This window comes from Sphingomonas ginsenosidimutans (genome assembly GCF_002374835.1).
GTDB classification, from domain to species: Bacteria; Pseudomonadota; Alphaproteobacteria; order Sphingomonadales; family Sphingomonadaceae; genus Sphingomonas; species Sphingomonas ginsenosidimutans.
Window position 1 is genome coordinate 1 of sequence record NZ_NWVD01000035.1, and the last position, 2,897, is coordinate 2,897.

At 56.7% G+C, this 2,897-nt stretch carries 3 protein-coding genes; all 3 read right to left on the minus strand.

Features of this window, described 5'->3' with window-relative positions:
• The coding region (locus COA17_RS18415) for a DUF6079 family protein (RefSeq protein ID WP_217991028.1) at positions 1-1,735 on the minus strand (1,735 nt) is incomplete at its 3' end.
• Positions 1,736-1,756: 21 nt separating this feature from the next.
• On the minus strand, positions 1,757-2,215 hold the full coding sequence (gene brxF, locus COA17_RS19200; protein ID WP_141397139.1) for a BREX-3 system P-loop-containing protein BrxF: 459 nt from the start codon (positions 2,213-2,215) through the stop codon (positions 1,757-1,759).
• Positions 2,208-2,897, minus strand: a 690-nt coding sequence (locus tag COA17_RS18420) for a BrxR family transcriptional regulator (RefSeq protein WP_096614336.1), incomplete at its 5' end; no start/stop codon positions are given. The genes brxF and COA17_RS18420, both read right to left, overlap by 8 nt.

A 2,897-nucleotide genomic window follows, 5' to 3' on the forward strand; every position in this document is an offset into this window, starting at 1 on the left:
AGACCTCATCTCCCTTGGTGTCATCCCTGAACCGCGGCGGTTCGAAAGGCTGGATGAAGTAGATGTAGAAGTCTCGCTCAGGCTGGGCCGTCGGCCGATCATTCGGAGCCCCAAAAAAGAGATACCCGCTGCGCTCGACACGGCGCTCCTGCCACTCGATCTGGTATTGCCAGATCTGATGCCCGGTCACGTAGGCCGTATCGTCAGTCCGCTCCATAAGCTGACGGATCGCGCTGTAGTAAGCTCGATCAAGCGCATCATCTGACAGAGCCTCCGCACGCTTCTCGATCTGGGCATCGTAATCGACGTCCTTTTTCAGATCGAGATAGTACTGCTCGGTATCGGCCGCCTTGGAGATGAATTGGCCGTTGACCGTCTTCAGCGTCTCCCTCAGCACAGTCTGCACGAGGGAAAGGAGGTCTGCTTCTGGCTCGCCCCCCATGTCTTCGATACCGGGCTGGAACAGGCACAGCGTATCGCGAAGCTCTTCAGCTGTCGGCCCGACCGGAACGTAAATGTCACCGCCGGTGGTCAGCCGGTGGACCGACAAACCATCGATGATGCGCAAAGCCATCGGCTTGTACGCAGGCCTAGTAAATGCCTTCGAGACACGCTCCGAAAGAACTTCGGAGACTTTTAGGACGGGCCCGATATTCGGGTCTGCACGCAGAACCGAGTTGGACGTCACGGTCTCCCAGAACTTGTCGTAGCCGATCAGGCCCGGTCGGTCTTCCGGCACCTGATCCTTCAGAATTGCCTGGATCTGGTCACGAAGCGTGACAAGGGCACCGCGCTTCTCGGTGAAGACCAAACGCTCGAAGGTTCCGATATAATCAGGGTGGACCGGGAACAGCCTGACATACTCGTCCATGCGCTCATTCATGGAGCCATAGAATTTCGCGAATGGAGTCAGATACGAGCGAATTCTGTCCTGCTGATCCGTGGTCTTCTTGAGAAGACGCTCAGCGACCACGAAACTGACGTCCTGCCGTGCCAGCAAGATCTGGGTGAAGCGATCCTTCACGCGCCGCAAGCTATCGGCAACGTGCTGGAAACGACTGCTATCGAAGATGGCCTCCTGGACCCCTGCCACGAAGCGGAAACGCAGGTGTTTCGCCACCTCTCCGATCTCGCGCAGGAAGGAAAGATCCAGAACGAGGTCGTGATCCTTGCGCGATCGAAGATACTCGAGGAACTCGTCCACCACCAGCAGCACACCGTGGTTGGGATGAACCTCGGCGAACGCCGCCATCATCTCCTCGAAAGCAGCCTTGTTGTTGATGACCTTGTCAGCCGCAGGGAAGGAGAAGCTAACCCCCTGCTTGTCGAGGAAAACCTCAAGCTGCTGCGTGATGATGTCGCGCAACGACATCTGGCTGGAAATCTCGATCCGGTGAACCTTGAACTTGCCAGCGATCGCACTTGCTGCCTCGGCCACCTTAGGGTGGCGGATCATGGACACATAGTCGGCATCTTCAGCGACGAGCGAGAGCACGGACATGAGGTGAGACTTACCGGTCCCGTAGTTCCCGACTACGAGGACGCCCTTGTGGTCGACAGCCTCATCGAACGAGAGCTGGGGGATCATCTGCATGGCGATCCGCTCGGCCATGTCATCCGAGATGACGTAGGTCGAAACGAGCTTCTTCGCCTCTTCCGGGCGGTTAGCATCCAGAAGCTGGATAACCGACTCGATAGGCTCAAACTGAATGAGATCGCCATACTGCATGGTCATCTCGGAAATTCCCTTCAAAGCTTAATTCAACTCGAATACGACAGCACCATCGAGTGGCACCTCGCAGTGTTCACGATGCCCCGTGCGGGCGTAGGTCAGTCGGCCATCCCGGAATTCACCTGGCCAAGCCGCCACTAGTGGACGAGCGTGAGCAAGTTTTCTCAGGACATCAAACGGATTTATGCGGAGATCTTCCTCAAAAAGTATCTCTATATTGTCGAAGATCGCACATCTTTCAGAACCATTCTGATCCATCAATTCCCGAAGCAATGACATAACTTCGGAACTTCTCTGAAGCGATGGAACTGGCAGTAGCTTACGCGACAATTCGATGCCGACATTGACCCGGGGCAAGCCTTCGCTTTCGGCTAGACGCGACAGGATATCAGTCTTGCCGCCGCCAGCGCTCGCAACCACGAGAATCAGCTTACTTTTCAGTGTCGCTGCATCTTCAGTAAGCTCTCGCAACCGCTCAAGCATAGTGCGGCCCCTCTGGCTGAGACACGCTACCTACACGCGTTCCCGAACGAATTTCTGCGGCGTTCAACAGTACGATCTGCTGGTCCTGAGGCCTTCGCGCAGCGGGATCCGTGTCCAATCCGAGCCGTTTGAGTGCGTAGTAAAGCATTGCCCGCCGGACAGGGATGATCGTCAGCCCGTTTTCCATGCCGTAGTCGAGCTCAATCGCCTTGCGCTGACCAGCGCTCAGTTCGGGATGTGGCGCGATCTGCAGATCAACCTGCTCTTCCCAATCGCTATCGTCCAAAGACCGCGCATCAGCAGGCTTTGATGAGCGGGACTCGGTAATGCGCGAGAGAACAAAGTCCTTGAAGGCGCCGCTGCGTGGGCAATGCGCGCGAGCATGCCATCTGAACCCGTCAAACACCAAGGCATGGGGTTCGATCCACCGCCATACTGGATCGGGGGATGACATGGATTGATAGAAAACTTCGATCGCCTCGTGCCGCTTGATCGCCGTCACCATTGCCCGCAAGATTTTGGGCGAGACACCTCGAGCAGGCGTCGGAGCGCAGGCAAAGCTTGGCAAACCCCCAATCCAACTGTCCTCGGCGGCAATGATGCCATCCGAAAGAGATCTGAGCTGAGAGAGATACTGGGCTGCGTCTGGCTGGTGGAACACGGGGCTGAAGGACGAGCTACG

Excerpts from the sequence above, each read along its gene's own strand:
- brxF (WP_141397139.1), bottom strand. The coding sequence starts at position 2,215 with ATGCTTGAGCGGTTGCGAGAGCTTACTGAAGATGCAGCGACACTGAAA.